The organism is Arcicella sp. LKC2W (assembly GCF_034931005.1).
Taxonomy (GTDB): domain Bacteria; phylum Bacteroidota; class Bacteroidia; order Cytophagales; family Spirosomataceae; genus Arcicella.
On record NZ_JAYGIN010000005.1, the window covers coordinates 99,061 to 124,993 of the forward strand.

The following is a 25,933-nucleotide window of genomic DNA, read 5'->3' on the forward strand; positions in this document are numbered from 1 at the left end:
AATAAAGTTAAACTACCAGTAAATTTACTGATAGTTTAAACTTTGGTATTTTTAGAATTTATAAATCATTGCTAATCCAAGTGTTGCTTGTGATTTAGTGTCTTTACCGTCACCGTCCACAAAGAAATTTTTATCGTAAGAATCAATTCTTAATTCTGGCTTTAAAATCAAATGGCTGTCTGCAACCGTAAATGATGGCGTAATAGTGATTGAAGTTACAGAAACACCTGCTCCAGTAGCATCCTTCAATCCTCTGATTCCGTTTGAGTTATCAAATGATTCATATCTTGCTCCTAAACTAAATGTACTTGAGAAATCATATTTAGGATAAATTGCGAAACCACCCCAAGATTCTTTTTCAATTTTACCATCACCATTTGCATCTTGAACACCAGTTGCAGCATTTAAACCAATCATGAATTTCTCAGTGATTTGGTAAGTTGTTGTCAAATCTAACAATGAATATTGTCCAGAAGGAGTTTTTCCTGTTGTAATATCTTCAGAAGCTTCATTTGAAGTGATTCCGTTAACATATACATTGAAACCTGATACTGGTTGTAAAAACACTTGTGCAATTAAGCCCATTTTACCGTTATTATCATTCAAAGCATCAACATTATTTACTAAACCTCCCATGATTGAGAATTTATCAGAAAATGCGTAAGCCGCTTTTACACCAATATGGTAGAAAGGACCATTGTTGAACAAGTTTGATAATGAATAGTGGTAGTTTACTGGTGCATCAATTACTTCGTAACCGATATGTGTACCAAATTGTCCAGCAGTGAACGTTAATTTGTCTGTTGCTTTCCAGTTAAAATAAGCTTGTTTGATAGCTAATGCTGTTGAGCTTTTTCCTAATGGGCCAACGATGTTACCATATTGCCCTAAATCTGCATTTGGTCCGAATGTTAAATCAACAACAACGTCAGACTTTGCAGTTGAATAGCCAATCTTCGTTTGTACTAAGCCTAAAGAGAATTGACCTGATTTTTGGTCGAAGGCACGTGCAGTTCCAGAAGCTCCTAAATTACTTCTATCTTTTGGATTATTAAAGTTCGTCATATAGTACGAATCAATGTATCCAGAAAATGTAAATTTCCCTTTGTCTTCTGCTTTTTCTTGTGAAAATGCTGAAAACCCTAAAAACAAAGAAAATAGTGTGGTTAAGGACTTTTTCATAATAAAATTTTGTTTCATGTTTAAATTAAATGCTTGATTACATCACAAAGATTGTAGGTAAAATTTACTATTCCAAATTTTTAAAGCAATTTTTTAACCTATTTTTTAGCTTTTTTCAAAAAATAATCCAAATTGAGGCTTAAAATAAACTTGTTATTGTCCATTTTACTGATAAAATAATGTTTTAGAGTATTATTTTAACTTATTCTGTAAAAGTGCTAAAAAACCAAATATTCTTAAATTGAAATTCTAAGAAAAAATTGCACTTTTTTTATTTATTCTATTTCTTTATGTCCAAATTTTTTTTTTTGAACCAAGATACTTTTTATAAACTTTCAAAGATTATGTATTGATGGAAATAATTGAGGTAGTAGCAGAAAGTGTATGATAAAAGGAAATTAAACAAAAGATTATCGTGGTATAATAAAAGAAATAAGATTGATTTTTATTCTATTAGATTTGAAAATCTCTATAATTTGCAAACAAAACGCCCTGACTTGTTTCCAAATCAGGGCGTTTTGTTTTATAAAAGCTATTTCAAACAAGAAAAATTACTCATTATGTAACCAAGCTTTTTTGGCTAAAAGAGTTTCTTCCTCTTCTTCATTGTCTGGGTCTGGAACACAGCAATCTACTGGACAAACAGCCGCACATTGAGGTTCTTCATGAAATCCCATACATTCTGTACATTTGTCCGAAACGATGTAATAAAACTCATCCGAGACAGGAGCCATTGGGTCTTTACCGCCAATCACTGAACCGTCTTCTAATTCAACATCAATTAATTTTGTACCGCCTGACCATGTCCATTCTACGCCACCTTCATAAATAGCGGTATTAGGGCATTCTGGTTCACAAGCCCCGCAGTTTATACATTCTTCTGTGATGATAATTGCCATATTATATAAAGTTTATGAGTTTTTTTGTCAAAAGGATGAATTCAAAGATAATAATGAAATTGAAATCACTACCTAAAACTCAAATTCTGAGCAAATTTAATAGGTAAATTTTGAATAGCCTATAAACTTGACAGACTATTGTAAAATATTTATTTGATAAGTTTTGAGTAAATTGCAGAAAAATTGATAAAATATGACATTACAAGCGAGAATCAAAGCATTTGCTGAATTGGGACGATTTCTGAAAGACGAAAATAATCGAAGTGAAATTGAACTTTGGGCGGATAAGGCTTCACACCAAAATAATTGGTTTACGATTGATAATACTTTAAAAGCTCTCAATTCTATTGCTGAATACTTTTTAACAGAAGAATTACTGACTCAATGGACTGACCTTTATGAAATTCAGGATACTCCAAATACTGTAAATAGTGTTGGGGTAATTATGGCTGGTAATATTCCAGCAGTTGGTTTTCATGATTTATTGACCATTGTGCTTTCGGGTCATGTTTGTGTGGCAAAAGTTAGTTCACAAGATTCATATTTAATGTTGGCTCTCATCGAGAAATTATTAGAAATTGAACCAAATTTAGAAATTAGGCTCACTGAAAAAATGAATGAAGTCGATGCCCTAATTGCCACAGGGTCAGATAATTCGGCTCGTTATTTTGAATATTATTTTAGAAATAAACCGCATATTATTCGTCAGAATAGAACTTCTATTGCTATTTTGAATGGAGAAGAGACGGAACAAGATTTTTTGAATTTAGGTAATGATATTACTGATTATTTTGGATTGGGTTGTAGAAATATTTCTAAAATGTATGTACCTGCGGATTATGATTTTACTAAATTCTATGATTCAATCGAACCTTTGGGAGATATTTTCTATCATAATAAATACAAAAACAATTACGATTATAATAAATCTATCTATTTAGTCAATCAAATTCATCATTATGATAATGGTTTTTTGATGCTGACTAAAAATGATGCTTTAGTATCGCCCATTTCTGTGATTTTTTACGAAAACTATGAAAATCAGGAAGATTTAAAAAACATTATTGCATCGCAAATTGATAAAATTCAATGCTTAGTTTCTAAAAATGGATGGTTTGATGGAAGTTTTAATTTTGGAGATGCCCAAAAGCCTAAACTTTGGGATTATGCGGACGGCGTAGATACAATGGCTTTTTTGTTGAGTTTATAATTAGTAACACAGACTTCAGTCTGTTCAAAAACCATACAGACTGAAGTCTGTGTTACTAATTACTCCGCACGGGTTAAAATAACAGTTTTTCCAAACATCGGAGAACCGACATAACCTCTAACACTAAGCGTTTTCTCGTCTTTTAAAGTCATTTTTCCAGAAACCGTCATACCACTTCTTGGGTCACTTACTTGACCGCCTGTCCACTGATTTTTATTTTCGTAAGTAAATTTTCTGAAAATTTGGTATCCAATCGTAGGTTTTACTTTCAAATCTTCTTTTTTGCCATTGGGTGCTATCCAAATTATTTTCCCAAAATATTCTTTCTCAACTTTGTAAATCTGAATTTTTGAGGTTTTCCCTTCCGTAAACCAAACGCCTACAATTTTTTCTGCTTCTTCTGTGAAAGAAAAAAAACTTGAAAATATAAAAATTAGTAAATAGACTTTAAGGAAATTCATGGGTTTATTAATAATGGTTTTATTGTTCTTTACCGATAAAAGTGTATTTGTGGTATGTTAAATTACAAAGGAATGCAGCCAAAACGCCGATTCCAGCACCGCTAAGCACATCAAGGGGATAATGCACTCCTACGTAAATACGACTGTATGAAACTAATATTGCCCAAAAATAAAAATACTTGATTTGAGGCAATTGTTTGCCAAATAATAGCAGTAGAATGGTTGCTAAAGTAAATGAATTGGCAGCGTGCGATGAACAAAAGCCAAATTGACCTCCGCAATTGCCCACAACATGAACTAATTGCTGTATAGCTGGTTCGTGGCAGGGTCGTAACCTTTCAACTAAAGGTTTTAGAATTCCCGAACAAATTCTATCTGAAATAACCACACTCATGATAATCGTCAACAACATTCCGATTGACTGTTTCCTGAATTTCCAAATAATACTTCCTATAATGAAAGCATACATTGGAAACCATTGATATTTGCCAGAAAAAAATGCCATGATTGGGTCAAAAGTGGCATTGTGTAACGAGTTTAGCCATAAAAAGGCTTGTGTGTCAAGGTCGTTTAGGCTCATAAATTCATGCGGTTTCTAACTCTTTCCATTGTGGCTTTCGCAATGACTTCTGCTTTAGCTTCACCTGCTTGTAATTTTTCTTCCAATTCCTCTATGTGATTCATGTAATACTCAAATTTTTCTCTTTCTTCTGCAAATTCTCTAACCAAAACAGTATGAAGTGCATTTTTGGCATGACCGTATCCATAACCACCTGCCAAATAATTTTGTCGCATTTCTGCAATTTCGTCTGGAGTTGCCACTAAAGAATATAATTTGAAGACATTGTCAGTATCAGGGTTTTTAGGGTCTTCCAAAGGTGTTGCGTCGGTCACCACTTTTTTAACTGACTTCAATAAATCCTTTTCGTTCAAGAAAATATCAATATAGTTGTTTAGTGATTTACTCATTTTCTGTCCGTCAATTCCAGGAATGGTCATGACAGATTCATCAATTTTTGCTTCTGGAAGAATCAAGGTATCTTCTCCATATTGACGATTGAAAGCACCTCCCAAATCACGAGTCATTTCTAAATGCTGTCTTTGGTCTTTTCCAACAGGCACTAAATGAGCATCGTACAACATAATATCTGCCGCTTGCAAGACTGGATAAGTGAATAATCCTGCATTTACATCTGCTAATTTTTCAGATTTATCTTTAAAACTATGTGCATTTGCCAACATCGGAAACGGCGTAAAGCAATTCAAATACCACATTAATTCAGTATGATAACCTGCTAATTTAGACTGACGATAAAAAAAGTTCTTATCTGCATCAAAACCACACGCTAACCATGCTGCAGCGATAGCATAAGTATTTTCCCGTAATTGCTTACCATCCTTTAGTGAAGTAAGTGTATGTAAATCAGCAATGAATAAAAAAGATTCATTGGCAGGATTTTTAGAAAGTTGAATAGCAGGTTTGATTGCCCCAAGAATATTTCCTAAGTGAGGTCTGCCCGATGCTTGTATGCCTGTTAGAATTCGCATTTTTTGTAGTACGAACAGTTTGTTCGTCGTTTTTATATGTTTTGTATCTGCAAAATTCACGAAAAACTACCAATTCGTCAAATCAAGAATGATGTTATTTGTGTAAATCACTATCTTTGATTTTAAAAGCAACCAAATTAATCTTTTAATTGTCTAATTATCAACAGCATCATGTCTATTACAAATAATACTTTTGAATTTTTAAAAGACCTAAAAAATAACAATAATCGAGAGTGGTTTCATGCCAATAAGAAAAGATATGACCATGTAAAAGCGACTTTTGAAGAAACCATCAAAGAATTAATTGTTTCGATTGGTGAATTTGAAAATATGACGGGCGTTCAAGTGAAAGATTGTAATTACCGAATTGCTCGTGATGTTCGATTTTCATTAAATAAAGACCCATATAAAACGTGGTTATCAGCGAGTTTTTCAGAAGGAGGGAGGAAGTCTGGGAAAATGGATTATTACCTTCATATTCAAGAAGGAGAGTCTTTTTTGGGTGGAGGAATGTACTCGCCAACACCGCAACAACTGGCAAAACTTCGTCAGGAAATTGATTATAATGCGAAGGAGTTAAAAGATATTATTTTTAATCCTGACTTTGTAAAAGTTTTTGGGGAAGCCGAAGGAGAAGCCGTTAAATCAGCTCCGAAAGGCTATTCAAAAGACCATCCAGAAATAGATTTATTACGTAAAAAACAAATATTTTATTGGCATAAATTCACAAAAGAAGAAGTGTGTTCTCCCGATTTTGTGAAAAACGTTACCGAAGTTTGTCGAACATTGAAACCATATTTAGACTTTTTAAATTACGTATTTTTTGAAAATCAGGAACCTGAAATAGATTTATAAGTAAATTCTATAAACTAATTATTACCACTGCCATACTATGAAAAAATATTTACACCTCATATTTTTGAAGGTAATTGTATTTTGTTTTCTGTCAAGTTGTTCTTCCGAATTACCAGAATTGAAAGTAGCCAATAGTTCTCAAAAGCAAATATTGAGTTTCAAATTTCTTGATTTTAATCCAGTTGCTGATGGAGATGTGGATACTTCAACAAGGAAAATAAAAGTACGTGTTCCCGTCGGAACAAAAGTTACCGCTTTAATACCTACCATTATTGTTACTTCTAAAGCATCCGTTTTTCCAGCGTCATTAATCGCACAAAATTTCTCTAAACCATTAACTTATATGGTTTCAGCGGCAGATTGTACTAAGAGAGCTTTTGAGGTTACTGTTGAAGTTGCTTTGCCAACTGACCCAGAAATTACGGGTATTGAAACCATTTCTGCCCAAACAACCGACTCTTTTTTTATTTATGGAAAAAATTTGACAAGAATAGGAGCAATTACAAAATTCTTCCTGACTTCTAAATTGAATGGAAGAACCTACGATTTGTCTAATGTTAGCCTAACCGCAACCCAAGCTAAAGTTCAAATTCCTTATGACGTTCCTATTGGTTTATATGCTATTAGTGTTGATGTCAATGGAAGACAAGTAAAATATCGTAATCTGGATTTGAAAATTACGGGAGCAGGAACACAGCCAATTCTTAACCGACTGACTAACTTAGCTTATATACGTGGTCAAGAATTAATAATTACTGGAAAAAATTTGAAAGCTACAAAAGTACAAATTCGATTTCAACCACAATTAGCAGGTACTACACAACTGAAAGAAGCCCTTTTAAATGCTGCTGGCACAGAAATTAAGTATAAAATTGACACGACTTTTCCAGCACCAAACCGTTGGACTTTAACAGTTCTTTTGGATGGCGTATCTTACACTTTGCCCGATTTGGTTACGATAACTGCAAGGTGATAATTTGGATTTATTCTCAAAAAGCGACCTAATCAGTCGCTTTTTTTGTTTACTTTGTAATAAAATTAACTCCCTTACTCAATGCAATTTTCCCACTTACACTGTCATACGCAATATTCTCTTCTTGACGGAGCTTCAAAAATTTCTGGACTTTTTGCCAAAGCAAAAGCAGATAATATGCCTGCCGTTGCTATTACTGACCACGGAAATATGTTTGGGGCTTTTCAATTTGTGGCAGAAGCAGGTAAGCATGAAGGTGTCAAACCTATTGTTGGGTGTGAATTTTATGTGGTTGAAGACCGTCATAAAAGACAATTCTCGAAAGAACAAAAAGATAAGCGTTATCACCAATTGATGCTCGCCAAAAATGCAGAAGGATACGCTAATTTGGTGAAAATGTGTTCGTTAGGTTATATCGAAGGACTTTATGGAAAATATCCCCGTATTGATAAAGAGTTAATTCTAAAATACCACAAAGGACTTATTGCTACAACTTGTTGTTTGGGAGCTGCCGTGCCTCAGGCAATCTTGCGAAGTGGAGAAGAAGAAGCTGAAAAGGAATTCAAATGGTGGTTAGATTTGTTTGGGGAAGATTATTACGTGGAGGTTCAAAATCACCAAATTCCAGACCAATTGAAGTGTAATGAGGTTTTATTAAAATTTGCCAAGAAATATAATGTAAAAGTTATTGCTTCAAATGATGCTCATTACCTTGACCAAAAAGATGCCAATGCTCACGATATTTTACTTTGTATCAACACAGGTGAAAAACAAGCAACGCCAACCTACAAAGATATTGATGATGATGCAGGTACTTCTACTAAAGGAAAACGTTTTGCTTTTTATAATGACGAATTTTATTTCAAGAATACCGCTGAGATGACAAAACTCTGGAGCCATATTCCAGAGGCGATTGATAATACGAATGAAATTGTTGGAAAAATTGATACCTTGAAGTTAAAGCAAGATATCATGTTGCCCAATTATGAAATTCCTGTTGAGTTTGCCACGCAAGATATTTATCTTGAACACATCACATGGGAAGGGGCAAGAAAACGTTATGGCGACAATTGGGAACTTCCTGAAGTAAAGGAACGCATTGGTTTTGAATTGCATACCATCAAAACAATGGGTTTTGCGGGCTATTTCCTTATCGTTCAAGATTTTATTAACAAAGGAAAAGAAATTGGCGTTTTTGTGGGGCCAGGGCGTGGTTCAGCCGCAGGTTCTGTGGTGGCGTATTGTATCGGGATAACCAATATTGACCCCATTAAATACAATCTGCTTTTTGAACGTTTCTTAAACCCTGACCGTAAATCAATGCCCGATATTGATACCGACTTTGACGATGAAGGTCGCCAAAAAGTGATTGATTATGTGGTTGAAAAATACGGAAAACAACAAGTTGCTCATATCGTAACTTATGGTACTATGGCGGCGAAAATGTCTATAAAAGACGTTTCTCGTGTCATGGATTTACCACTAAATGAGTCCAATGAGTTGGCAAAATTAGTGCCTGATAAACCTGGGACAAACTTAAATAGAGTAATGAATGCACCAATGACAGGGGCAAATTCATTAGCTGAAAAGGAACAATTGCAGGCGGAAGACCTTGAAAATGTAAAAAAACTCCGTGATATTCGACGTGAAGGTTCTTTGCGTTCGAGAGTTTTGGAAGAAGCCTTAATTTTGGAAGGTTCGGTGCGTGGAACGGGTATTCATGCTGCGGGTATTATCATTGCCCCCAAAGATTTATCTGATATTTTACCAGTTTCAACTTCAAAAGAAGTTAACTTATTAATTACTCAGTTTGAAGGAAAAATTATTGAAGATGCAGGTGTAATTAAAATGGACTTTTTAGGCTTGAAAACGCTTTCAATTCTTAAAGAAGCCATTCGTTTAATTAAACAGAATCATGGTGTTATTATTGATTTGGACACACTTCCACTTGACGATAAAAAGACGTATGAACTCTATCAAAGAGGAGAAACCAATGCTACTTTTCAATTTGAATCGGGTGGAATGCAGAAACACCTTCTCGACCTCAAGCCTGACCAATTTTCTGATTTAATTGCGATGAATGCCCTTTATCGCCCTGGGCCTATTGCTTATATTCCAAATTTTATCGCTCGTAAGCACGGCAGAGAGGAAATCGTGTATGATTTACCTGAGATGGAAGAATATCTTGCTGATACCTATGGAATTACGGTTTATCAAGAACAGGTAATGCTTTTGTCACAAAAAATTGCAGGTTTCTCTAAAGGAGATGCAGACGTTTTGCGTAAAGCGATGGGTAAAAAAGACCGTTACACACTCGACAAAATGAAGAGTAAATTTGTGGACGGAGCAAAAGAAAAAGGTCATCCAGAAGATAAATTAAATAAGGTTTGGACAGACTGGGAAGCTTTTGCACAATATGCCTTTAACAAATCTCACTCAACTTGTTATGCTTTTGTAGCTTACCACACAGGATATTTGAAAGCACATTATCCGTCAGAGTACATGGCGGCAGTGATGTCAAATTCATTAGGACAGATTGAAAAGATTACCTTTTTCATGGAAGAATGTCGCAGAATGGGCTTGCCCGTTTTAGGCCCAGATGTTAATGAATCTTATCGTTCATTTGCTGTAAATAAAAAAGGTGAAATCCGTTTTGGATTAGCAGCTATTAAAGGAACTGGTGATGCAGCCGTAGAAAGTATTATTGAAGAAAGAGATAAAAATGGCCCTTATAAAGATATTTACGATTTTGTAAAAAGAGTTAATCTAAGAACAGTTAACAAGAAAACCATCGAAAGTTTGGCTTATGGTGGCGGTTTCGATTGTTTTGAAGAAATTAATGGACTGCATAGAGCTATCTATTTTGAGGATTTTGAAGGGTCAAATTTTATTGAAAAATTGATTCGTTACGCCAATAAAGCGGTTGAAGATGCCAATTCTGCACAAGCATCATTATTTGGAATGATGGGCGATGGTGGAGGAGGAGCCATTGCAACACCTAAAATTCCTGTGATTGAAAAATGGGGACAAATGGAAAAACTGAAATTCGAGAAAGAAGTGGTTGGGATTTATATTTCTGGACACCCTTTGGACGAATATCGGTTAGAATTAGATAGTTTTTGTTCATGTACACTTGACCGTGTAATGGAACCCATTTTCAGAGGAAAAGAAGTTGCAGTAGGTGGAATTGTGACCAAAGCCATTGAACGATTTTCAAAAAATGGGAATCCTTTCATGTTGTTCACTTTAGAAGATTATAACGGTAGTTATGAATTTGCATTGTTTGGTGAAGACTTTGTCAATCTGGCGAAATACATCGCTCCCGACCGTTTTTTATATATTAAAGGTGTTATTAAAAATAAATGGGGAAGACCCGATGAATGGGAATTCAAACCTGCCAGTGTTCGTTTACTTTCCGAAATTAGAAACCAGTTTGCTAAAGAATTGAAAATTACACTTGGTTTACAAATGATTAATGAGGAAGTGATAAATCAGCTTAATCAGGCAGTATCAAAAAATCATGGAACCTGTAATTTGACAGTTTCTGTTTATGACCCAGCGGAAAAAATAGAAGTGACAATGATGTCGAGGAAAAGTAAAATTTCTCCATCCAATGAATTTTTAGAAGAGATTTTAAAAATTAATGGATTAGTTTATAAATTGAATTGATATTCGAGTTCTATATTCTAAAGTGAATTATCTAATGGAATCTATTAATATACTAATTTGATAGGATATATTCCATTTTTAATTATACTTTACCGTGAATTGTAATTTTCGGTGGTAAACCCTTATAGTTATCTAAAATTTAAGTTTTAACTTTATCGAACCACAGGTCAATTCTTGTGGTTTTGTTTTGTTATAAAAAAAGGCTGACCCAATTGGGATAGCCTTTTTTCGTTTTTAGTGTGTTTCAAAAACTTCTGCTTCTTCAACTTCCACAATCATATTTTCGTTAATTGAAACCAATGCTACTTGTTTTGTTTCATTTATCAGTAAAGGGTCATATTTTGCTGTCACCCTCACATAATTTTCTGTAAAACCTTGCATCATTCCATTTTCAACATCTTCTTCAAAAAGTACGGTAAAAGTTTTACCTATTTGTTGTTCGTAAAAATATCTACGTTTTTTATCGGATAAAATGTGTAACATTTTTGACCTTTCCGACCGCTTATTCATCGGTACAACGGGTTTAATGTTTATGGCAGTAGTGTTTTCTCTTTCAGAATACGTAAAAACGTGTAAGTAGCTGATATTTAATTCATTCAAAAAATTGTAGGTTTCAAGGAAATCGTCTTCTGTTTCACCTGCATGACCCACAATGACATCAACACCTATGCAACAATCTGGCATTAATGATTTTATTTTGTTTACTCTGTCAACGTACAATTCTCTTTTGTAACGTCTTTTCATGAGTCCTAAAATCTTATTTGAACCTGATTGTAAGGGAATATGGAAATGTGGAACAAATCGTTTTGATTGAGCCACAAACTCTATGACTTCATCTGTTAATAAGTTTGGTTCGATTGATGAAATTCTAAATCTTTCAATCCCTTCCACTTTATCAAGGGCTTTTACTAAATCAAAGAAAGTTTCTTCTCTTTTGCCATTTTTGAGTCCAAAATCGCCGATATTTACACCCGTCAAAACTATTTCCTTCACGCCACTTTCAGCGATTTCTCTTGCCGCTTTTAACACATTTTCAATCGTATCGGAGCGACTTGCCCCACGTGCAAGGGGTATTGTACAATATGCACACGGATAATCACAACCATCTTGCACTTTCAAAAATGTTCGAGTACGGTCATTTAAAGAATATGAGGTGTGATAATCAATCGCTTCTTCAATATTTTGATTATAAATTTTGGCAGTTTTATTGGATGGTTCTTTGACGAAGCCATCTAATAAGTCAATTAATTGAAATTTCTCTGCTGCTCCCAAAACTGCGTCAACTCCTTCAATATCAGCAATTTCCTGTGGTTTCAATTGGGCATAACAACCAATAATAGCTACATAGCCATCAGGATTAATTTTATTCGCTTCTTTAACGATTTTCTTACACTTTTTATCAGCGTTTTCTGTAACAGAACACGTATTTACGATAAAAATATCTGGCTTTTGATTAAATTCAACTTTCTCATATCCCTTCGACTCAAACATTCTTGAAATGGTTGAAGTTTCGGAGTAATTAAGTTTACAGCCTAATGTATAAAATGCTACCTTTTTCATTTTGCAAAGATAAGGGAAAATTAGGGATTGGGGAAAAGCTAATGAGGGAATAAAGGATTGAGCATAAAACAAATCGGAACAATAAAGGGTTTCTCTCAAGAAAAACGATAGCCCACACATAGAACGGATTGTACTGATTTTCGCTGATTTATATTTATTTTATCTGACTGTGCGTCCCATTGTAAATCTATAAAATCTGTTCAATCAGTAGTCTAAATTTGTTTGTAAAAAATAGAAAATAGCAAAAATAAAAAGGCTCATCTGTAAAGACGAGCCTTTTTATTTTATGCTATTTTCTCAAATTGCTATTCTCTTCAAAACTAAACTTTAGCAGTTTTAACAGTTTTGATGATACGAGCAGCAACTTTATAAGGGTCAGCAGCTGAATTTGGACGACGGTCTTCTAACCATCCTTTCCATCCTTTTTGCACAGCAGCGATAGGAATACGGATTGAAGCACCACGGTCAGAAACTCCGTAAGAGAATTGATCGATTGATTGTGTTTCGTGCTTTCCAGTTAAACGTAAATGGTTGTCAGCTCCGTAAACTTCAATGTGTTCTTTAATAAATGGCTCAAATGCTTGACAAATGATGTCATAAGTTTCTTTATTACCAGCAGTTCTCAATGCAGTGTTAGAGAAGTTTGCGTGCATACCTGAACCATTCCAGTCAGTATCGCCAAGTGGCTTACAGTGATAGTTAACCCAAACACCGTGTTTTTCACAAATTCTTTCTAATAAATATCTTGCAACCCAGATTTCATCACCAGCTTGTTTTGCACCTTTAGCAAAACATTGGAATTCCCACTGACCAGCCGCAACCTCAGCATTGATACCTTCAACGTTTAAGCCAGCTTGTAAACAAAATTCTAAATGTTCTTCAATGATGTGACGACCATACGCATTTTTCGCTCCAACTGAACAATAATATTGTCCTTGTGGTGCTGGATATCCGTTTGCAGGGAAGCCTAATGGAAGATTAGTTTTCAAGTCATACAAGAAATATTCTTGTTCAAATCCAAACCAGAAATCGTTATCATCATCTTCAATTGTAGCACGTCCATTTGATTCGTGAGGATTACCATCTGAATCTAAAACTTCGCACATTACAAGGTAAGAAGGAGTTCCTAAAAGAGAACGTTCTGGATCCTTACAAATGTAAACTGGTTTCAATTGACAGTCAGAAGAGCCACCTGGAGCTTGTTGAGTTGACGAACCGTCGAATGACCATATATCACAGTCTTCTAATTTTCCACTAAAATTGTTTTCGATTTTAGTTTTACTACGAAGGCTTTGTGTTGGTTTGTAACCATCGAGCCAAATGTATTCAAGTTTAGCTTTTGACATGATTTTGTAATTGGATTTTTATTTATTCGGTTATTTTTTTGAATTTCTGATACAAAAGTAAACGTGAAATTTGAAAAAACACAAGAAATTTTAAATTTTTATTAAATTTTCAAACTAACACGTATTAACAAAGCAATTTTGAACTATTCTAATTCATCAATATTTACTGTTTTAGAATAGACATTGATTATATTTTGCTATATTCAAATTTACAATAGATTATATTGCAAAACAAGTAAAATGCAGAATAAAATATACTATTCTTGGAATAGTTAAATTTATTCTTGTTATGTTAAATTAAAATTAAAATTGTAATATTTAAAGTATTGAAGTTGGTACTTAAAATGGACGATAAATTATAATTTTCAATAAAAAACGGCTTTCAAATTAAATAAATTAATTTTTCTTTTACTTTTATCATTAAGTTTAAAAACTATAAATAACAAAAAGAATAAAGTATGGCTATTGCAAGATTTAAAGCCCTTGAATTGGCTCAGTCACGACAACCTATCGCCGTGAAAGTGCCAACTGAAAAAGTTACAGATTACTACGGAAGTAATACATTTAACGATGAAGTGATGCGTTCACTTTTAAGTCCTGAAGCCTATTTGAAAATTACGAATGCAATTGAAGACGGCAAAAAAATTGACCGTGAAGCAGCTGATGAAGTTGCGGCGGCAATGAAATCGTGGGCATTATCGAAAGGAGCTACTCATTATACACACTGGTTTCAACCACTAACTGGTACTACTGCTGAAAAACACGACGCATTTTTCGATATTTCACACAAAGGAAAAGCGATGGAGAAATTTAAAGGTTCTGCTTTAGTTCAACAAGAGCCTGATGCTTCATCTTTTCCAAATGGAGGTATCCGTTCAACTTTTGAAGCAAGAGGATATACAGCTTGGGACCCATCGTCTCCTGCTTTTATTATGGAAAATTTGGCAGGAACAGCAACTTTATGTATTCCTTCAGTATTTGTATCATACACAGGTGAAGCTTTAGATTATAAAACCCCCTTATTGAAATCGGGAGAATTAATTGATAAGGCAGCTACTAAAGTAATGAATGAATATTTTAGTCGTGAAGTATCTAAAGTAACTGCTACTTTAGGGGCTGAACAAGAATATTTCTTGATTGATGAAGCCTTATATAATGCTCGTCCTGATTTGCTGATGTCTGGAAGAACCGTTTTTGGTCATTCTCCTGCTAAAGGGCAACAATTGGAAGACCACTATTTTGGCTCAATTCCTTCAAGAGTGAACGCATTTATGGTTGATTTTGAATTGGAAGCACTTAAATTAGGAATGCCAGTTCGTACTCGTCATAATGAGGTTGCTCCTGCACAATTTGAGGTTGCCCCAACTTTTGAAGAAGCAAACTTAGCTTGTGACCACAATGCTTTGTTGATGGATTTAATGAATAAGGTTGCCGCAAAACATAAAATGCGTGTACTTTTTCATGAAAAACCATTTGCTGGAATTAACGGTTCAGGAAAACACAACAACTGGGCTTTAGCTACTGATACGGGCATTAATCTTTTAGGCCCATCCACAAAGCCGAAAGAAAATTTACGTTTCTTAACTTTCTTCGTTAATACCATTAAAGCTGTTCATGACCATGCTGATTTACTGAGAGCATCAATTGCTTCTGCTGGAAACGAACATCGTTTGGGGGCTAATGAAGCTCCTCCTGCTATTGTATCTATCTTTATAGGCAGTGAAATGACCCGTGTATTAAATGATTTAGAGAATCTTTCAGAAATGAACGATATTAAGTTAGAAAAAGGCGACAATGTTTATTTGCGTTTGGGAATTAATAAAATCCCTGCTTTGCTTTTAGATAATACTGACAGAAATCGAACTTCTCCTTTTGCCTTTACAGGAAATAAATTTGAATTCCGTGCCGTTGGTTCGTCTGCAAACTCTGCAACGCCCATGACTATTTTGAACACCATAGTTGCCAATCAATTATTTAAGTTTAGAGAAGAAGTAGATGTTTATCTTGAAAAAGGTGTTAAAAAAGAATTAGCGATTGTTGAAGTGCTTAAAAAATATGTTACGCAATCAAAGAAAATTCTTTTTGAAGGAAATGGATACTCTGATAATTGGGTTGTAGAGGCTGAATCACGTGGTTTATCCAATTTAAAAACAACGCCTGAAGCATTAGCTAAATATTTAGATCCTGCTGCTATTGAGTTATTTTCCAAACATGGAATTTTCAATGAAGTTGAAATGCAGGCACGTTATGAGATTGAGATTGAAAATTATATCAAGAAAATTCAGATTGAATCACGTGTAATTGGAGATTTAGCAATCAATCATATTGTTTCTACCTCTTTGAAATACCAGACGCAATTGGTGGATAATGTACGTGGACAAAAAGAGATTGGTATCGACCCGCAATATTTTGCACCAACAGTAGAAATTATTAAGAAAATTTCAATTTATACTTCAAAAATCAACAATTTGGTTGATGAAATGACTGATGCTCGCAAGGAGGCAAATAATATTGAAGATTCGTCTGAGAGAGCAAGACTTTACAGTACCAAAGTGAAAGATTATTTTGAAGAAATTAGATATTGCGTTGATAAATTAGAGCTAATAGTGGACGACGATGAGTGGCCTTTACCAAAATATCGTGAGATGTTATTAATTAGATAATCTTTAGCCCCCATTCAGTAATGGGGGCTTTTTCGTCAATTTTTTATATCTTTGAAACCAAATCAACTTTATATAAGATGTCATTAAAAAATAATCCTGGACTTGACCCAAAGGAAATCGAACAACTAAAAAAAGAGTGCCTTGAGGCAGGAAAGAAATTTGTATATTTTGAAGAAGAACTTAACGATGAACCAGACCACATTGAGGAGTTTGTTCATGTTCAATTCGTTGGTAATCATAAAGGTCAGGAAGCAATTTTTGATGCTGTTATTTATTCTTTGCGTTTACATTTTAATAGTATAGTCTATGAAACGGCTGAAAGAAAGGCATTAAAAACCTATCCTTTATATGTACCAATGGAAAATCGTGATGAGACTTATGAGTCTAATGACGAAATGGATGAGGAGGTTGAATTGTATATCACTGAGTTGATTGAAGAAATTGAAGAAAACGAAGAAGTTAAGTTAGCAGAACATTTAGAAACTGACGAAAATTTTGAGTTTGGAATTGGTTTGGATGTTTGTTTAAACGTGGAAGAAATCGACGATGCTGTTGTTACTAAATTTGTAGATGATTACTTAGCAGGAACGCTAAAATTAGACCCAACTTTATATTCTTTCAAAACTGATTTTGAAGACTAAACTAATTGTGAATTGAGTGACTTATGATTTAGTGAATAAAAGTCACCACTCACTCAATTCATATATTATTAATTCATAACTCACTAATCGTCATCTATGTCATTTCAAGGAACAGAAAACTACATCGCAACCCGTGCTTTGCAAGTAGCCGTTAATGCCGCTGTAACATTGCAAAAACCATTATTGATTAAAGGTGAACCTGGAACAGGCAAAACACTTTTAGCTTACGAGGTGGCTGCAGCTTTAGGTAAATCGCTTTACTCCTGGAATGTAAAATCTACTACAACTGCCCAACAAGGTTTGTACGAATACGATGCTGTGGCTCGTTTGAGAGATTCTCAATTAAGCGATGGAGATATTAATGACATTGAACATTATATCAAAAAAGGAAAACTTTGGGAGGCATTTGACTCAGAAGAACAAGTGGTTTTATTAATTGATGAAATTGATAAAGCTGATATTGAATTTCCCAATGACTTATTGAATGAATTGGACAAAATGGAATTCTACTGTTACGAACTTAAACGTACTATCAAAGCCAAACATCGTCCAATTATTATCATTACTTCCAATAACGAAAAGGAATTGCCCGATGCTTTTCTCCGTCGTTGTTTCTTCCATTATATTTCCTTTCCTGACCGTGAAACAATGAAGCAAATTGTGGATGTGCATTATCCAGCCTTAGAAGAAAAATTGATAACGAATTCAATGTCAATATTTTATGGCATTAGAGATATAAAAGCCTTAAAGAAAAAACCTTCAACTTCGGAATTAATTGATTGGATAAAATTACTTTTAGTCGGTAAAGTTTCTGCTGATTTATTAGAAGGTTTCCAGAACAGCACAGAAATTCCACCGTACATCGGGGCTTTATTGAAAAATGAGCAAGACACAGGTTTGTATGAAGCTTTGAGGAATAAGACTAAACGACCTTATTGATATAAAAAGAGTCTCTTGAATTTCAAGAGACTCTTTTTATTGTTATTTGGAAGTAGTCATTATTTTTTGAATAATCTCCTCTACTTTTTGAATTGGCATTTTAAAAGCATCAGCAATAAAATTTGCTTCTAAGCCTTTTTCCCATAGACCTTTGATGTGATTAAAGGTTAATTTTTCATTACGTTGCTCTGCAATTGTCATGGCAATAATGTTTACATTTTCAGAAACTTCTGTAAATATAGGCGTTAAATTTTCTTCTGTCAAGTTCAACGCAGTTTCCATATAGACAAACACCGTTTTTATGAATTCAATTTGTTTGTCAGCATCCAAATGGTTTAGTTTTTCTGCCCAAAAAGAACTTAATTTTAAGAATTCTTCTTCGGTATCATGGCTGTGTTTCAACAACATAGCAGTCATACTCAATAGAATATTCTGAAAATTAGCGATTTGATAATCCTCAATTTTATCAAGTGTGAATAGGAGATAATCAAAGTCTGGAACGAATTTCCCCAAAGTCGGGTGCAAACTTTTGAAGTAACTTTTCATGGATTTATATTTCCATTTTCCGCTGCCATGATGAATAATAATGGAGATTACGACTGATAATTTCTTTTTCTGTTTGCGTTCTTCTTTCCAAACATTAAGAATGTACTGTAATAGTTGAAGATGTGGATATTGTTGTACGTATGACTTGTGTTCAAATAAAAGTGTTACTAATGTCTTCTGACCAGCATATTCTGTTTGATAAACGACATCTGCTAAATATTCGTCTAACTCCTCATCGGTATAAGAATCAGTGACTCGTTTTAGGGTAGAAAAATTTAATCTTTCTTTGAGTTCTTCTGGAAAAACTTCTTTGATAAAACTTTCAGCTACATCCAAACGAGAGAAGGTTTCTTTGAAAAACTTATCATGTGCTTTGTTAATTTCATTCATAGGCTTGACATTTAAGCGGTAAATTTCCAATTAAATCTTTTATCTTGCAAGTGGAAATGAACTTCTAAAACATAAGTCTAATTAATTTGTATTAATGATTGCCTATTATTTTGCAATTCTCTTTTCAATTTTTATTGTTGTAGGACTACATGTTGGGTTTTATTATAAAAATGAGAAGCCCCCATTAACTGCTCCTATACTTTATACATTATTAAGTATTGGCTTTGTTTTTTTAGTAAAACAGAATTTTGAATTATTAAATAAATATGATACAAGACAAGATTGTCGATTTGTGCTAAAAGAAAGAGTTTTTGAAAAAAGAAAAGGGAGTCGGAAACTATTTTTGGGATACAGTGGGGTGTTACTGAAAAACGATTCTATTGAGAACGGATTTTTGCCTACACAAACTTTTTATGATTTTAAAGATGAAAAACTTTCTATAGATGATTCTGTTAAGGTTTGGTACTTGAAAGAAAATGATAAACTTATTCTTCAAACTCAAAAAACGAAGACAGATGGTTTTTTAATAACTTCAATAATCGCACAAATTTTCATGATTTTGCTTTTTAATTCACTCTGGTATTGGGTTTTCAAAAGTAAAAAAAGTTAAGTCTCAAATCACAAATGTTCCTCGACTTCTTCTTATACTTAAAAAATAACAAACTCCCCGTCACCATTACGGAATATCTGACGCTCTTGGAAGCATTGGATAAAGACGTTGTGGAATATGATACAACTGATTTTTATTATTTGAGTAAAACTGTTTTTGTCAAAAATGAGATATTTTTAGACCGATTTGATGTTTTGTTCGGACAGTATTTTAAAGATGTTTCTAAGATTGGTGCTGAGTTATTTGCCTTAATTCCAGAAGATTGGCTGAAACAGAATTTGAGTCGAGAGTTTTCGGAAGAAGAAAAGGCTAAAATTGAGTCAATGGGCGGTTTAGAACAACTATTAGACCGTTTGAAGGAACTATTTGAAGAACAAAAAGAACGTCACGAAGGAGGGAATAAATGGATTGGCACCAATGGAACGTCACCTTTTGGTAATAATGGCTATAATCCCGAAGGCATAAAAATTGGCAGTAATCAATCGGGCGGACAACGAAGTGCTGTAAAAGTTTGGGAAGACCGTGAGTTTAAAAACTATGATGATGACCTCGAACTAAACACTCGAAACATCAAAATGGCTTTGCGGCGTTTACGTATTCTCACTCGTGAAGGCGTTGAAGATGAACTGGATTTGGAAGGAACAATTCAAGAAACGTCACGTAATGCAGGATTGTTGGACATTAAAATGCAAGCCTCCAAAAAGAATAAAGTGAAGGTTTTGTTGCTTTTAGATGTTGGTGGCTCTATGGATGATTACATAGAATTGTGTTCCGAATTGTTTTCAGCCGCAAAATATCAATTTAAAAACTTGGAGCATTTATATTTTCATAATTGTATTTACGAGACACTTTGGAAAGATAATGAGAGGAGGGGAGACCGAATTTCAACTTGGGAAGTTCTCCATAAATATAATCAAGATTGGAAAGTGGTTGTGGTGGGTGATGCCTCAATGGCAACTTACGAAATTACTTCAGCTCGGGGCAGTATTGAACATTATAACGAAGAATCTGGCTTGACTTGGTTGCAAAAACTGAGAAACCATTTTCCAAATTTAGTGTGGCTAAACCCCACAACTTCAAGTTATTGGGAATACACTCAAAGTATCAAAATTATCAGAGATTGGTCGGAAAATAGAATGTTTCCATTGACTATTTCTGGAATTACGCAGGCAATGAAATGTCTGAAAAATAGTAAAATTAGGTATGATTTGTAACCTGATGTTGGGCGGCATTCCGCTTCTGCATCGGAAATAATTACTCGATGTAGAAACATCGGGTTACATAAATGAACATTTTTTACGAACCAAATATAAAACAAACACTCAAACTCAACGAAGAGGAATCTCGTCATGCTATTAAGGTGTTACGCCTTTCGGCAGGAGATTTGCTGAATGTAGTTGATGGCAAAGGTGGATTTTTTAAGTGCCAAATAAAAACGCCTCACGAAAAAAAATGCGAGCTAAAAATCATTGAAGAGCAATTAAATTTTGGAATAAGAGATTATTACATTCACCTAATTATTGCTCCGACCAAAAATTTGGATAGAATTGAATGGATGGTCGAGAAATGTGTAGAAATTGGCATCAATGAAATTTCTTTTATTCAAACTCGTTATTCTGAAAGGAAAGAAATCAAAACGGTGAGAATTGAGAAAATAGCGGTTGGAGCAATGAAACAGTCTTTAAAGGCATTTTTACCCAAAATCAATGAAATGATTTCGTGGAAAGAGTTCTTGAAAAAAGATATTGCTGAATCTCAAAAAATGATTGCACATTTGGAAAAAGGCGAGAGAAAACTAATTCAAGAAGTTGCACAACATAGAGGGAATTACGCCATTTTAATTGGTCCAGAAGGAGATTTTAACGAAGAAGAAATAAAACAAGCTATCGAAAAAGGTTTTGTTCCTGTAACATTGGGAGAAAGCCGTTTGAGAACAGAAACCGCAGGATTAGTGGCTTGTCATACCTTAAATATTATTAATCAGCTATGAAAATACAGTTATCAGTAATTAGTTATCAGTTATCAGTTGTGAGAAACTGTTTTTTAGAGAAAATAGTGCGTCTTTCTCAGTCAACTTTACGTTTTGGATTCTGTTTACTGTTTATTGCTAACTGTTCACTGATAAATGCTCAAAGCTCTTTCAAAATTGCCAAAATGAAATACGGCGGAGGCGGAGATTGGTATTGTAACAAAACGTCGTTGGGCAATCTCATAAAATTCTGTAATAGTAATTTACGAACCAATATTTCTCCCGAAGAAGACATCGTTGAGCCTTCAAGTCCAGAGCTTTTTACGTATCCATTTGTGCATTTAACTGGTCATGGAAATGTGGTTTTTACGGAATCAGAAGCAGCTAATTTGAGGAAATATCTAATCAGTGGCGGCTTTTTACACGTTGATGATAATTATGGTTTGGATAAATTTATTCGTAGAGAAATGAAAAAAGTTTTTCCCGAATTAAGCTTTATAGAACTACCTTTTAATCATCCAATTTATTCTCAAAAATATAAGTTTACCAACGGTTTGCCCAAAATTCATGAACACGACAATAAGCCTCCACAAGGTTTTGGATTGATGTATCAGGGTCGTTTGGTGTGCTTTTACAGTTTTGAATGTGACTTAGGAAATGGTTGGGAAGATCAATCTGTTCATAATGACCCTGATTCTATTCGTCAAAAAGCACTTCAAATGGGAGCAAATCTATTATCTTATGCTTTGACGGTTGATTAAAACTGACATTTGTCAGAATTAATCATATTCATAAACCTTTTCATAAGACAAAGTGTAATTTTGTAGAACATTAAAAAAACAATCTATCTCATGCAATTAGTATTGCCCGCATTCATTATTCATTGGTATTTGTCTTTATTTAGCCAAACCTTCTTTTTACATCGTTACTCGGCTCACAAGATGTTTACCATGAATAAATTTTGGGAAAAATTCTTTTATCTCCTTACTTACATTTCGCAAGGTTCATCTTATTTAAGTCCACGTGCTTATGCTATTTTGCACCGTATGCACCATGCTTTTAGTGATACCGAAAAAGACCCACATTCTCCTCATTTTTCGAGTAATGTATTTACGATGATGTGGAAAACGAAGGATATCTATAATGCCTTAATCAACAGTAAGACAAAAATTGAGGAGCGTTTTGACCATAATTATCCGTTTTCGGCAACGATTGAAAAATTAGGTGACCACTGGATTTCACGAATCGGTTGGGGAGTTGCTTATGTGGCAATGTATGTAGTTGCCTTTATTTATTTTGATATGCACTGGGCATTTTTCTTTTTGTTGCCAATTCATTTTTTGATGGGGCCTGTTCACGGTGCAATCGTAAATTGGTCGGGACATAAATACGGATACCAAAATCACGATAATAATGATAAATCGAGAAATTCGTTAGTTTTTGACTTTTTGATGATGGGAGAATTATTCCAAAATAATCACCATAAATTACCAAACAGCATGAATTTTGCTTCAAAATGGTATGAATTTGACCCAACTTATCCAGTAATTAAAATGCTTACTTGGATGAGAATTATTAAGCCAAATTTGAGTAAACCTGCCGATGCAGAGTTTTAAGATTTGTTATTGGTGATTAGTTCTACTTTGGCACTTTAAAAAAAGATAAAAATTTAGGCATTTACCGTTCAACTTCCCGAAAATTTTGAACTTTCGGGAAGTTCTCCAAAGTCAAATTTGTCCCATTTATTTAGAGTGCCAAAGTAGAATTAGAAAACTGGTAATGAAAACCAAATAGTTTTATCATAAAAAATCCCGAAAGATAACCTTTCGGGATTTTTATTTTCAGAGCTTTTTTACAAAAGTTTTCTGTCAATTTCAAAGGCTTCTAAATAATCAGAAACACGTTTTACAAATTGTCCGCCCAATGAACCGTCAACTACACGATGGTCGTAAGAATGAGAAATAAACATTTTTTGACGAATTCCTAATAAATCTCCTTGAGGCGTTTCAATAACCGCAGGTTTCTTTTGGATTGCTCCAAACGCCATAATTGCTACTTGCGGTTGCATAATAATTGGCGTTCCCATGATGTTTCCAAAAGTACCTATGTTCGAGAATGAATAGGTACCGCCTTGTAAATCTTCAGGTTTCAACTTGTTTTCTCTGGCTCTTTTAGAAAGGTCATTAATCTTTTTGGTCAATCCAACTAAATTATAAGAATCCGCATTATGGATAACAGGTACAATTAAATTACCACTTGGTAAAGCAACCGCCATTCCAATATTAATACTTTTCTTCACAATAATTCTATCACCATCCACAGAAGCATTTATCTGTGGAAAATCTTTAATTGCTTTTACAATAGCTTCAACCAAAATAGGCGTGTAAGTAATATTTTCGCCGTATTCTTTCTTAAATGAATCTTTAATGCCATTTCTCCAAATGGCAACATTTGTCATGTCAGTTTCCACAAATGAGGTTACGTGCGGAGCAATACGTTTAGATTCAACCATACGGTCGGCAATCATTCTACGCATTCTGTCCATCTGAATAATTTCATCATTTCCAGATACAAAAACTGGTTGAGTTTTCACCTCTACAACTGGTAATGCCACTGATTTGGGAGCAGTACGATTTTCTAAATACGCAAAAATATCGTGTTTTGTTACTCGTCCATCAGCACCAGTACCTTGGATAGATGTTAATTCAGCTGTCGAAATGTTTTCTTCTTTGCAAATACTCAAGACTAAAGGTGAGTAAAATCTTGCACCTCCATTTGACGTTTCAGCGACAGGAATCGGTTCAATATTGATGCCTGTGAGTGATTTTATCTCCTCAATTTCTTGCTCCAATTTCGTGGAAATTTGAGCAGGTTGTGCCAAATCTTGAGAAGTGGTCCCTTCTGTTTCAATAATACAAATGGGCTTACCTATTTCTGCAACTTCACCTTCTGGTACAAGAATTTCTTTTATGATACCTGTGTGCGACGAAGGCACTTCTGTATCAATTTTATCAGTGGCTACTTCCAATAGATATTCGTCGGCTTCAATTTTTTCGCCAACATTTTTCAACCACTTTAATACAGTGGCTTCCATAATACTTTCGCCCATTTTGGGCATGATGATTTCGATTAAAGACATAATTTTCTTAATAAATTCAGGATGTTGATGGTTGTCATGTGGATATTTTGTTCTCGAAATCCACCTAATGTTAATTTACGAGTAATGGTTTCTGTTTCAGTGGCAATAGCAATCCAAACCGTTCCGACTGGTTTTTCGGGGGTGCCTCCATTTGGCCCAGCAATCCCACTTGTTGCTAAACCATAAGTAGTGCCTAATAATTTTCTGACATTTTGAGACATTTCGATAACGGTTTCTTCCGAAACAGCACCATACGTATCTAAAGTTTCAGCTTTTACACCTAATTGATTCATTTTTATGGAATTATCGTAGGCAATAATTCCACCCATAAAATAGGCAGAACTGCCAGATACTTTGGTGAATTGATGTGCCAAATATCCGCCTGTACAACTTTCTGCAAGGGCGACGGTTTGTTTTTTGGATGATAAAAGTCTGCCTAAAACTTCCTCAATTTCATCATTTCCAAAACCATAAACAAATTCTTGAATGGTGGGTAATACTTTTGTGAATTGGTCTTCAATGTCATTTTCTAAAGTTTTCAAATCATCACCAAAACCAGTTAATCGTAATTTTACACTTCCCATAGAAGGTAAATACGCCAATTTTATGTTTTCGGGTAGTGCATCTTCCCAAGATTCAATGATTTCTGCCAAAAATGATTCACCAATACCGATTGTTCTAATTACTTTATGGAAAATTACGGGCGTTTTGAAGTGTTCTTGCAATTTGGGCAAAAGGGTCAATGTCATCATTCCTTTCATTTCAAAAGGTACGCCTGGCATCGAAATATAAACGACTCCATTATCTTCAAACCACATTCCTGCGGCAGTTCCCATTGTGTTTTTAATGAAGGTTGCATTGGTGGGTAATTCTGCTTGTCCCAAGTTTAAACCAGTAACTTCACGACCTCTTTTTCTGAAAAATTCCGTTAAATCTGCCAGTGCTTCTTCATGAACTTCCAATTCAGAGTGAAAATATTTGCAAAAGGTTTTCTTGGTAATATCGTCTTTGGTAGGTCCCAATCCACCAGTAACAATTACTAAATTTGCCCGTTTTGAAGATTCTTCAAAAATTTCTAAAATAGCTTCTTCCGTATCTCCTACGGATGATTTACGAACGGTTCTGATACCAATTTTGTCTAATTCCGCACTAATCCATTGGGTATTTGTATCCGTAATTTGCCCATAAAGAATCTCATCTCCAATGGTAATAATTTCTGCTTTTATCATTTTTTTGAAAGGTAACACAGGTTTCAACCTGTATCTTAAATTTATTACAGACTAAAGTCTGTGTTACTTTTATCAACCAAATTTTGAGAATACTTAGTCTCAGA

At 34.3% G+C, this 25,933-nt stretch carries 22 protein-coding genes; 12 read left to right on the forward strand and 10 right to left on the reverse strand.

Annotated elements, in window-relative coordinates:
• Nucleotides 1–51: 51 nt before the first annotated feature.
• Both VB796_RS05600 and VB796_RS05605 read right to left on the reverse strand, forming a co-directional pair.
• On the reverse strand, nucleotides 52–1,182 hold the full coding sequence (locus VB796_RS05600; RefSeq protein WP_323345533.1) for a porin: 1,131 nt from the start codon (nucleotides 1,180–1,182) through the stop codon (nucleotides 52–54).
• Nucleotides 1,183–1,733: 551 nt separating this feature from the next.
• Nucleotides 1,734–2,081, reverse strand: coding sequence for a 4Fe-4S dicluster domain-containing protein (locus VB796_RS05605; protein ID WP_323345534.1), 348 nt, complete (start codon nucleotides 2,079–2,081; stop codon nucleotides 1,734–1,736).
• Between the two features lie 193 nt (nucleotides 2,082–2,274).
• On the opposite strand from VB796_RS05605, the gene VB796_RS05610 reads away from it, so the two are divergent.
• Complete coding sequence (locus VB796_RS05610) at nucleotides 2,275–3,291, forward strand: acyl-CoA reductase (protein ID WP_323345535.1); 1,017 nt, start codon at nucleotides 2,275–2,277, stop codon at nucleotides 3,289–3,291.
• Nucleotides 3,292–3,350: 59 nt separating this feature from the next.
• On the opposite strand, the gene VB796_RS05615 is transcribed toward VB796_RS05610, so the two are convergent.
• Genes VB796_RS05615 through trpS form a run of 3 tightly spaced genes read right to left on the reverse strand, consistent with a single transcriptional unit; the run spans nucleotide 3,351 to nucleotide 5,300 of the window.
• On the reverse strand, nucleotides 3,351–3,752 hold the full coding sequence (locus VB796_RS05615) for a DUF2147 domain-containing protein (RefSeq protein WP_323345536.1): 402 nt from the start codon (nucleotides 3,750–3,752) through the stop codon (nucleotides 3,351–3,353).
• A 19-nt stretch (nucleotides 3,753–3,771) separates the two neighbouring features.
• The gene (locus tag VB796_RS05620; RefSeq protein WP_323345537.1) at nucleotides 3,772–4,332 is read right to left on the reverse strand and encodes a phosphatase PAP2 family protein; all 561 of its coding nucleotides are present in this window, start codon (nucleotides 4,330–4,332) and stop codon (nucleotides 3,772–3,774) included.
• Nucleotides 4,329–5,300 carry a tryptophan--tRNA ligase gene (gene trpS / locus VB796_RS05625; protein ID WP_323345538.1) on the reverse strand — a complete coding sequence of 324 codons (972 nt, stop codon included), beginning with the start codon at nucleotides 5,298–5,300 and terminating at the stop codon, nucleotides 4,329–4,331. Before trpS ends, VB796_RS05620 begins: the two co-directional genes overlap by 4 nt.
• A 171-nt stretch (nucleotides 5,301–5,471) precedes the next feature.
• Here trpS and VB796_RS05630 point away from each other — a divergent pair, with 171 nt between their 5' ends.
• The 3 genes from VB796_RS05630 to dnaE all read left to right on the forward strand — a co-directional run bounded on the left by VB796_RS05630 (nucleotide 5,472) and on the right by dnaE (nucleotide 10,797).
• Nucleotides 5,472–6,155 carry a DUF2461 domain-containing protein gene (locus VB796_RS05630; RefSeq protein WP_323345539.1) on the forward strand — a complete coding sequence of 228 codons (684 nt, stop codon included), beginning with the start codon at nucleotides 5,472–5,474 and terminating at the stop codon, nucleotides 6,153–6,155.
• Nucleotides 6,156–6,192: 37 nt separating this feature from the next.
• Nucleotides 6,193–7,128 (forward strand): hypothetical protein, encoded by a 936-nt coding sequence (locus tag VB796_RS05635; protein ID WP_323345540.1) that lies wholly within the window; start codon nucleotides 6,193–6,195, stop codon nucleotides 7,126–7,128.
• A gap of 81 nt (nucleotides 7,129–7,209) precedes the next feature.
• Nucleotides 7,210–10,797 (forward strand): DNA polymerase III subunit alpha, encoded by a 3,588-nt coding sequence (gene dnaE, locus VB796_RS05640; RefSeq protein WP_323345541.1) that lies wholly within the window; start codon nucleotides 7,210–7,212, stop codon nucleotides 10,795–10,797.
• Nucleotides 10,798–11,031: 234 nt separating this feature from the next.
• Here the strand turns inward: dnaE and mtaB are convergent, their stop codons facing one another.
• Nucleotides 11,032–12,357: a tRNA (N(6)-L-threonylcarbamoyladenosine(37)-C(2))-methylthiotransferase MtaB gene (mtaB, locus tag VB796_RS05645; RefSeq protein WP_323345542.1), complete on the reverse strand. Its 1,326-nt coding sequence runs from the start codon at nucleotides 12,355–12,357 to the stop codon at nucleotides 11,032–11,034.
• 320 nt (nucleotides 12,358–12,677) lie between these two features.
• Nucleotides 12,678–13,703 carry a glutamine synthetase beta-grasp domain-containing protein gene (locus VB796_RS05650; RefSeq protein WP_323345543.1) on the reverse strand — a complete coding sequence of 342 codons (1,026 nt, stop codon included), beginning with the start codon at nucleotides 13,701–13,703 and terminating at the stop codon, nucleotides 12,678–12,680.
• 458 nt (nucleotides 13,704–14,161) lie between these two features.
• On the opposite strand from VB796_RS05650, the gene VB796_RS05655 reads away from it, so the two are divergent.
• The 3 genes from VB796_RS05655 (at nucleotide 14,162) to VB796_RS05665 (ending at nucleotide 17,946) form a co-directional block, all read left to right on the forward strand.
• The gene (locus VB796_RS05655) at nucleotides 14,162–16,366 is read left to right on the forward strand and encodes a glutamine synthetase III (protein ID WP_323345544.1); all 2,205 of its coding nucleotides are present in this window, start codon (nucleotides 14,162–14,164) and stop codon (nucleotides 16,364–16,366) included.
• A 77-nt stretch (nucleotides 16,367–16,443) separates the two neighbouring features.
• Complete coding sequence (locus VB796_RS05660) at nucleotides 16,444–17,007, forward strand: hypothetical protein (RefSeq protein ID WP_323345545.1); 564 nt, start codon at nucleotides 16,444–16,446, stop codon at nucleotides 17,005–17,007.
• A 96-nt stretch (nucleotides 17,008–17,103) separates the two neighbouring features.
• Nucleotides 17,104–17,946, forward strand: coding sequence for a MoxR family ATPase (locus tag VB796_RS05665; protein WP_323345546.1), 843 nt, complete (start codon nucleotides 17,104–17,106; stop codon nucleotides 17,944–17,946).
• Nucleotides 17,947–17,988: 42 nt separating this feature from the next.
• On the opposite strand, the gene VB796_RS05670 is transcribed toward VB796_RS05665, so the two are convergent.
• The gene (locus VB796_RS05670) at nucleotides 17,989–18,882 is read right to left on the reverse strand and encodes an Rpn family recombination-promoting nuclease/putative transposase (RefSeq protein ID WP_323345547.1); all 894 of its coding nucleotides are present in this window, start codon (nucleotides 18,880–18,882) and stop codon (nucleotides 17,989–17,991) included.
• A 94-nt stretch (nucleotides 18,883–18,976) separates the two neighbouring features.
• Between VB796_RS05670 and VB796_RS05675 the strand changes: the two genes are divergently transcribed.
• The 5 genes from VB796_RS05675 to VB796_RS05695 all read left to right on the forward strand — a co-directional run bounded on the left by VB796_RS05675 (nucleotide 18,977) and on the right by VB796_RS05695 (nucleotide 23,077).
• Nucleotides 18,977–19,492, forward strand: a complete 516-nt coding sequence (locus tag VB796_RS05675; protein ID WP_323345548.1) for a hypothetical protein — start codon at nucleotides 18,977–18,979, stop codon at nucleotides 19,490–19,492.
• A 14-nt stretch (nucleotides 19,493–19,506) separates the two neighbouring features.
• Nucleotides 19,507–20,706 (forward strand): vWA domain-containing protein, encoded by a 1,200-nt coding sequence (locus VB796_RS05680; RefSeq protein WP_323345549.1) that lies wholly within the window; start codon nucleotides 19,507–19,509, stop codon nucleotides 20,704–20,706.
• Nucleotides 20,707–20,777: 71 nt separating this feature from the next.
• A complete protein-coding gene (locus VB796_RS05685; RefSeq protein ID WP_323345550.1) occupies nucleotides 20,778–21,482 on the forward strand; it encodes a 16S rRNA (uracil(1498)-N(3))-methyltransferase in 705 nt (234 codons plus the stop codon).
• The gene (locus VB796_RS05690) at nucleotides 21,479–22,222 is read left to right on the forward strand and encodes a DUF4159 domain-containing protein (protein ID WP_323345551.1); all 744 of its coding nucleotides are present in this window, start codon (nucleotides 21,479–21,481) and stop codon (nucleotides 22,220–22,222) included. The genes VB796_RS05685 and VB796_RS05690 overlap by 4 nt, the downstream gene beginning before the upstream one ends.
• Before the next feature lie 90 nt (nucleotides 22,223–22,312).
• Complete coding sequence (locus VB796_RS05695) at nucleotides 22,313–23,077, forward strand: acyl-CoA desaturase (RefSeq protein ID WP_323345552.1); 765 nt, start codon at nucleotides 22,313–22,315, stop codon at nucleotides 23,075–23,077.
• A gap of 236 nt (nucleotides 23,078–23,313) precedes the next feature.
• Here the strand turns inward: VB796_RS05695 and VB796_RS05700 are convergent, their stop codons facing one another.
• Both VB796_RS05700 and VB796_RS05705 read right to left on the reverse strand, forming a co-directional pair.
• The gene (locus VB796_RS05700) at nucleotides 23,314–24,600 is read right to left on the reverse strand and encodes a dihydrolipoamide acetyltransferase family protein (RefSeq protein ID WP_323345553.1); all 1,287 of its coding nucleotides are present in this window, start codon (nucleotides 24,598–24,600) and stop codon (nucleotides 23,314–23,316) included.
• Nucleotides 24,591–25,829: a competence/damage-inducible protein A gene (locus tag VB796_RS05705; protein ID WP_323345554.1), complete on the reverse strand. Its 1,239-nt coding sequence runs from the start codon at nucleotides 25,827–25,829 to the stop codon at nucleotides 24,591–24,593. Before VB796_RS05705 ends, VB796_RS05700 begins: the two co-directional genes overlap by 10 nt.
• Nucleotides 25,830–25,933 lie beyond the last annotated feature (104 nt).